This window comes from Azospirillum sp. Sh1, from assembly GCF_008365135.1.
Classification (GTDB): domain Bacteria; phylum Pseudomonadota; class Alphaproteobacteria; order Azospirillales; family Azospirillaceae; genus Azospirillum; species Azospirillum oryzae.
Genome location: NZ_VTTK01000095.1, coordinates 1 through 845, shown reverse-complemented (window position 1 = coordinate 845; position 845 = coordinate 1). Strand labels below are relative to the sequence as shown.

The following is an 845-nucleotide window of genomic DNA, read 5'->3' as shown; positions in this document are numbered from 1 at the left end:
TTATCGCAACGTGCTACGTCCTTCATCGCCTCTCAGTGCCAAGGCATCCACCAGATGCCCTTCAGACGCTTGATCTCAACTCCAACGAAAACGCTTGCGCCACGCGCAGGAACAAGCCTGCTCGCGAACCGATCGACAGGATCGGCTGTTTCCGCCGTTCGATGCTACTCCCAGCCAGCCATCGCCTTGTGGGCTTCGGCCGGCCGAGGAGCGTCCTCGGTCACTTGCACTTCATCTTCACTTGTCCATGATCCCGCCCCTGTACGGGGCACGATAACGAGCGCGAAGCGCTCGTTATCGTTCACGTTTCCGTGTTGTGGTTCCTTCCAACGGTCCTCGAAGCTGAGCGGTTCAGCGTCCCTCGACACCATCTTGTGAATGGTGGAGGCAGACGGGATCGAACCGACGACCTCCTGCTTGCAAAGCAGGCGCTCTCCCAACTGAGCTATGCCCCCAGAGGTCTGAGACCAGACGTCGGACGACAGATCATCGCGATGATGCGACCCTGTCGTCTGTCGTCTGAACACTGCCGTCTGATTATGGTGGGCCAGGGAGGATTTGAACCTCCGACCTCACGCTTATCAAGCGCGCGCTCTAACCAACTGAGCTACTAGCCCTCAGAGGACGGACAACAGACCACAGACATCAGATCAAATCTGTCGTCTGACCTCTGTCCTCCGTCTTCTGTGAGGAACCGTGAGAAGGGATGCGCCGGCGGCGGCAGAGAAAGCTGCTTCGGCTGAGGTGCCGGACCATCCAGGGTCGGCTTCCTTAGAAAGGAGGTGATCCAGCCGCAGGTTCCCCTACGGCTACCTTGTTACGACTTCACCCCAGTCGCTGACCTT

The 845-nt window shown here is 58.6% G+C and carries 2 tRNA genes and 1 rRNA gene; all 3 read right to left on the bottom strand.

The window, feature by feature from the left end:
* Positions 1–379 precede the first annotated feature (379 nt).
* Positions 380–455: transfer RNA gene (locus FZ029_RS32765), tRNA-Ala, on the bottom strand.
* An 85-nt stretch (positions 456–540) separates the two neighbouring features.
* Positions 541–617, bottom strand: a tRNA-Ile gene (locus FZ029_RS32760).
* 158 nt (positions 618–775) lie between these two features.
* Positions 776–845: ribosomal RNA gene (locus FZ029_RS32755) — 16S ribosomal RNA — on the bottom strand; the annotation flags it as partial.